This is a genomic window from Amycolatopsis sp. NPDC051061, from assembly GCF_040682935.1.
Classification (GTDB): Bacteria; Actinomycetota; Actinomycetes; order Mycobacteriales; family Pseudonocardiaceae; genus Amycolatopsis.
This window is the reverse complement of record NZ_JBFBBZ010000067.1, coordinates 38865-44971: the sequence shown is the minus strand read 5'-3', so window position 1 is coordinate 44971 and position 6107 is coordinate 38865. Positions and strand designations below refer to the sequence as shown.

Sequence of the window (6107 nt, the reverse complement as noted above, 5' to 3'; positions counted from 1 at the left end):
GAACGCCCGCCGCCCCGGCGCGACCCGGAACCCGAGCCGGCGCCCGCGCCGCCGCCGGAGCCCCACGCCGACCACCCGCCGCCGAGCCGTCCGGAGCCGGCGCGGCCGGGCGGCCACCCGGAACCGGCCCCGCTCCCCGTCGAACCGGTGCCGGCGCGGCCGCGGGCGCGGAAACCCCCGGCGGTCCCCCCGGCCCGCGTGGTCCCCCCGAGCCTGCCCAAGGGACTGGCGAAAGCGCTGCGGCCGTTGAACCGCGTCGTCCGCCTGAAACACCGAACCGAACTGGACGAAGAAGAGACCGCCATCGCCGCGGCGGAAACCAAAGTCTGGCTGCCGGTGCACCGACCCTCTCGAGGTCACCCTTTCGAGGTCGTGCTGGTCGTCGACCGCGGTTCTTCGATGGCGCTCTGGGAACGCACTTCCCGCGCCTTTCGCGCCCTGCTGGAACGACAGGGCGCGTTTTCCGACGTCAAGACGGTTTCGGTGGACACCGACGATTCCGTCGTGCGGTCCGTGGAAACCGCACCGGGCACCGGCTGCGAGCCGGCGCAACTGGCCGATCCAACGGGGCGGCGCGTCATCGTCGTGCTCAGCGACGGCGTCGGGCCGGCGTGGCGCAGCGGTTCGATGTTCGGGCTTCTGTCGCTGTGGGCCAAAACGTGCCAGGTCACCCTGTTCCACCTCCTGCCGGGTGAACGCTGGAGCTGGACAGGCGTGCGCGTGGTGTCACAGACGTTGCGAGGTGTCCGCCCCGGTACGGCGAACCCGATTCCCGTGCTGGAACTGGAACCCCGGCACGTCCACCGCTGGGCCCAGCTGGTCTCCGGTACTCCCGAAGTGCGGCTCCCCGTACTGGTCCCCCCTACGAACGAAGACATCGCGGACCGCGCGGAGCATACTGAAGAACCACCTTCCCCGACGGAAAGGCTCGAACAGTTCCTCGCCACGGGCACCTCTCCCGCGATCCGGTTGGCGGGGTTGCTCGCGTCGGCACCGCTCACCCTGCGGGTGATGCAGGCGGTGCACGGCACCCTGATGCCCCAGGCTCGGCCTGCCCACCTGGCAGAGATCCAGCTGAGCCGGCTGCTGCACCGCGTCCCGGCGAACCCGGACGGCGCGAGCCCGGTCGAGTACGACTTCGCACCCGGACTGCGGCGGCGGTTGCTGGCCCTCGTGTCACGCGCGGACACCGCCCGGGTCCAGCGGGTGGTCCAGGACGTCCTGGGTTCGCAAGAGCCCGTGTTGGCGAATCTGCGAGACGTCTTGAGCAGGCCCGATGAAGTAAACCTACCGGCGGTTACATCGCACACTGAACCCTTGTTGACTGTTCAGCGTGACACTTTGAGAGCCCTCTCAGGACCGTACACCCGGAGGGCGAACCGATTGGGTGAAGCCTTGGACCGGTTCCGAAACACCCGTAACGACCTCGCGCCGCGCGCGATTGACGGTGATGTAAGGTCCGCCGCATCCGATTCGCAAGCTGAACCGATCAAGCCTCGAGGGATCTCAGTGACCACCACGACTTCGGAGCCGGGCACTGAGGTCCGCCACTCCGGCCAGCAGCCCACCGTCTGGGGCGGCGTTCCGCTGCGCAACGTCAATTTCATCGGCCGCGGCGACATCCTGCAGGCGTTGCACGGTGAACTCTCCAAGTCGACCCGTACCGCCGTACTGCCCGGTGCGCTGCACGGGATGGGCGGTATCGGCAAATCCCAGATCGCGGTCGAATACGTGTACCGGCACGCCGAAGAATACGACCTGATCTGGTGGATCCCTTCGGAGAACCCCTCGGAAATCCAAGCGTCGCTGGTGAAACTGGCGAAGCGGCTCGACCTTCCGGTGGAGCAGTCCGTGGACACCGCCGTTCCCGCCGTGCTGGAAGCACTGGGCGGCGGCGAGCCCTACCGCCGCTGGCTGCTGGTGTTCGACAACGCCGACCGGCCCGAGGACGTCCGCCGGTTCTGGCCGCGGCGCGGTGAGGGCCACATCCTCGTGACGTCCCGGAACCCGCAGTGGTCCGAGGTTTCGCAGGCGGTCGAGGTGGACGTCTTCCGGCGTTCGGAAAGCCGGGAACTGCTCCAGCGGCGCAACCACGACCTCGCCGACGAGGACGCCGATCGGTTGGCCACCGTGCTGGGCGACCTGCCGCTGGCCGTCGAACAGGCCGCGGCCTGGCGCGCCGAAACCGGCATGGCGACCGACGAATACCTGGAACTGTTCGAGAACAAACGCACCGAACTGCTCCAGTCCCGGCCGCCGGCGGACTACGACGTCGCGGTCGAAGCCGCGTGGAACGTTTCGCTGGACAGGCTGCGCGAAGAGAACCCCGGCGCACTCGAACTGCTCGAAGTGTGCGCCTTCTTTTCGCCGGAGCCCATTCCGCGGGCGATGTTCAGCGGTGTCCGCAACGTCCCGACCACCGAGGCGCTCGAGCAGACCCTGGGCGACCCCATCCAGCTGGGCCGCGCGATCCGCGAGATCAACCGCTACAGCCTCGCCAAGATCGACCACCGCAGCGACACGCTCCAGCTGCACCGCCTCGTGCAGCTGGTGCTGCGCAACAAACTGGGGCCGGACGACCAGGAGCGGGTGCGCCACACCGCCCACCTGCTGCTCGCCAACCGCGACCCGAAGCAGCCCGACTCGGTCGAGTACTGGTCGCGCTACGCCGAACTGCTCCCGCACATCCGGGCCGTCGAGGCCCGCAACTGCACCGACCGCTGGGTGCGCCGGATGGCGATCAACGCGGTCAACTACCTCTTCGCGTTCGGCGACCCGGCGGGCGCGCTGGAGATGGCTTCGGACTACGCGCAGTTCTGGAACGAAAAGCTCGGCGAAAAGCACCCCGACACGCTCGTCGTCTCCCGGTGGTGGGGACGCATGCTCCGGGCGCTCGGCCACTTCGAAGAAGGCCGCACCGTCGCGGAGCGGACGTTGGCGCTGATGCAGGAAACGCTGGGCGAAACGCACGAAGAAACCCTGCTCACCATGCACGGCGTCGCCTCGGACCTGCGGGCCAAGGGCGACTTCGAGCGGGCCCGCCAGATGAACGAGTTCGCTTACCTGAGCGCGCTGGACCGCTTCGGCGACGAAGACCCGGACACGTTGGCCGCGGCCAACAACTACGCGCTCAGTCTCCGGCTGGTCGGCGACTTCGCCGCGGCCCGCGACCTCGACGAGCGGACGGCCCAGCGCAAGCAGACCGTCCTGGGCGCGGACCACCGGCACACCCTGCTGACCCTGGACAACTGGTCGGTGGACCTGCGCGAGACGGGCGACTACCTGCGGGCGCGCACCGAGCAGGAGGACACCGTCCGCCGGATGCGGTCACAGCTGGGCGGGCGGCACCCGATGACCCTGGCGGCCATCAAGAACCTCGCGATCGCCTACCGCAAGGCCGGTCTGCACCGCGACAAGAAGGCGCTCACCCTGGCCATGGAGGCCACCGACGGGCTGGTCACCAAGTACGGGGAATCCCACCCCGACGCGATGTCCGCGACGATGGACCTTTCGATCGAGCACCGTCAGGACGGCAACCTCGCCGAGGCGCGGCGGCTCGGCGACCACGTCAAGGGCCTCTACGAGGCGAGCTGGGGCGAGAAGCACCCCTTCACGGTGGCCGCCGCGACCAACCTCGCGGTCACGCTGCGCCTGCTCGGTTCGGTCGAGCAGGCGCGGGAACTGGGCGAACGAGCGCTGGCCGACATGACCGAAGCCCTCGGCGAAGACCACCCGTTCACGTTGGTCTGCGCGACGAACCACGCGAGCGACCTCGCCGCTTCGGGTGACTACGAAGGCGCGTACGCACTCGATCAGGCGACCCTCGAACGCTCGGAGCGCATGCTCGGCGCGGACCACCCGTCCACGTTGGCGCTCCTGGTCAACCAGGCGCTCGACCTGCGGGGCCTCGGCCGCGGCGAAGAAGCGGACGGCCTCCAGCTGAACGCGGTCCAGCGGCTGCGCCAGGTCCTCGGTTCGGAGCACCCGGCGACCGCGGACGCGCAGTTCAACCACCGCGCCAACTGCGACATCGACCCGATGCAGATCTAGCTCCGGGAGCCGGACACGAAGGCCTCCGGTCGAGGGGATCATTTCCCTCGACCGGAGGCTTTTTCCGTTCCGGAGTCAGCCGAGCCAGCGCGTCAGCCGGTCCGGGTTCGGCGTCGCCCCGCGCTGCCGGCGGACTTCACGGTGGACCGCGTAGACCAGTTCCGGCCGGCGCAGCAGCACCGGGTGCCGGGTCGCCAGCGCGAAGCCGGCCCAGGCCGCCGGCGAGTCGGGCGTGGTCGTGAGCTGCCGCCGGTAGAGCTCGGCGGCGGTCGCGGTGTCGCCGTCGACGAGGGCCAGGTCCGCGGCCGACATCCCGCTGATCTCCGCCATCGCCAGGTCCGGTTCGGCGCGGTAGATCTCGAAGAGGTCGGGGTCGGTCAGCCAGGTTCGCGTGAGCGTGAGCCGCGCCTGCCCGGCGGGACCCGTCGCCGGCAGCAGGGTCGGCGCCGCGGCCGGGACGAGCGGGCACGGCCGGTTCCGCAGCCAGGCCTCGGCCAGCTCTTCCACGACCCGGTCCGCGACCCGCAGGTGCCGCAGCCGCCAGGACAGGCGGTGGTCCAGGTTCGCCCGCGCGGCCGCGTGCCCGATGTCGTCCGGCAGCGGCTCGGTGCCCCACTCGTGGAGCCGTTCCCGCGCGATCGCCAGGAACCGGCGGCCCAGCGCCGACGGGACCGCGTCGGCGAGCAGCGTGCCGACGGCGTGCGCCGTCTGCTCGCGCCGGTAAGCGAACTCGAATTGCGCGGCCCGGGCCGCCAGCCCCTTTTCCAGTGGGTAGTGCCCGCGGTAGAACGCGGTCACGCCCAGGAAGGAATACGCGCCGTGGAGCAGGCCGGCGGACGGCCGCGGATCGTCGCGCCAGGGTGCGTAGAGCCGCGGGGAGTCGTTGTCCCCGGCGGGATCGAGCAGATCGACGAGGACCAGGAGCACGCCGAGCTTGCTGTGCTGGAACTCGTGCACCAGGGTCGCGGCGAACGTCGTCGCGTCCGGCGGCCTCGACAGCACGAGCGAGCCGAAGACGTCACTGTGGGACGCGCTGTAGGGGGTGTGCCGGTCGACCGCCGCTCTCGGCACCAGAGTGGTGAGCCCGGCCGCGAGCTCCGCCGCGATCGCGGGGTGGTGCTCGGTCAGCAGCTGCCAGGTGTCTTCCAGGATTTCCGCCCAGCGCGCGACTTCGCCGGCGTCGAGCCGCTGCGGCGGGACGGGCCCGTCGAATTCGCGGTACGGGTCGATGTCGTCGAGGAAGAACTCGCCGTCGCCGGCGCGCAGGGTGCGCAGGGCGAACCAGCCCGCGCCGTCGGACGCGTGGTCGTCGGGCAGCTGCACACTGCCGAACGGGCCTCGCACGAGGACGTGCCCGCGTTCGGCGTGCACCTGCGCGAAATCCCACTCCCGGCGGCCGCGGACGTCGGCGAGGCCGAGGGTGGGCAGCATGAGCCGGCCGCGCCACACCGGGACCCGGGACCGGAAGTCGTGCCCGGCGCGGATCGCCGCGGCGGTGGCGAGGCGGTGGAGGCCGCCGAGATCGGCCCACAGCGGCGGGTCGTCGAGCCCGCCTTTCGCCAGCCGCTGCCGGACGTTCGCCGCCCACAGGCCGGTGTGCGGATGGGCGAGGACGCGGTCGGTCGCGGCCGGATCGCGTTGCTGCGCCTCGATCAGCAACGTCCACGCTTCGTCCAGCGGCGGCAACGGGGACATCGCGGGCTTCAGCTCGGCGGCGCCGTCGAGGACCGCGCGCAGCAGCGTCAGCCGCCGGCTGCGGTCGGCTTGCCCGAGCTGCCCGACGACGGCCGCGTCACTTCGCCCCGCGGCCATCGCGTCGAGGTTCGTCAGTGACACCCGGTGGGTGTCCAGCATCGGGTCGCGGGTTCCCTACTCGCTGCTCAGCGGACGTCCGGCGCCTGGTTCTGGAGCACCCCGGTCCGGCCGCACTCGGCCCGCCCGGCGAGCTGCTCGAGCGACCGGAGGAGCGCCGGGTCGTCGCTCGCGCGCAGTTCGGCCAAGGGGAACGTGCTCAGATCGACCATCCTCGTGGTGACTTCGCCCCGAGCCTGTCCCAT

General features: G+C 70.9%; 3 protein-coding genes. 1 reads left to right on the top strand and 2 read right to left on the bottom strand.

The annotated features are described in order from the left end of the window. Positions 1-4050, top strand: a 4050-nt coding sequence (gene fxsT, locus AB0N03_RS47015; RefSeq protein ID WP_364387081.1) for an FxSxx-COOH system tetratricopeptide repeat protein, incomplete at its 5' end; no start/stop codon positions are given. Between the two features lie 75 nt (positions 4051-4125). Here fxsT and AB0N03_RS47010 read toward each other — a convergent pair. After that, positions 4126-5904, bottom strand: coding sequence for an HEXXH motif domain-containing protein (locus AB0N03_RS47010; protein ID WP_364387079.1), 1779 nt, complete (start codon positions 5902-5904; stop codon positions 4126-4128). A gap of 26 nt (positions 5905-5930) precedes the next feature. Then, on the bottom strand, positions 5931-6107 hold the full coding sequence (locus AB0N03_RS47005) for a hypothetical protein (RefSeq protein ID WP_364387077.1): 177 nt from the start codon (positions 6105-6107) through the stop codon (positions 5931-5933).

Excerpts from the sequence above, each read along its gene's own strand:
- AB0N03_RS47005 (WP_364387077.1), bottom strand. The coding sequence starts at position 6,107 with ATGGGACAGGCTCGGGGCGAAGTCACCACGAGGATGGTCGATCTGAGC.
- AB0N03_RS47010 (WP_364387079.1), bottom strand. The coding sequence starts at position 5,904 with ATGCTGGACACCCACCGGGTGTCACTGACGAACCTCGACGCGATGGCC.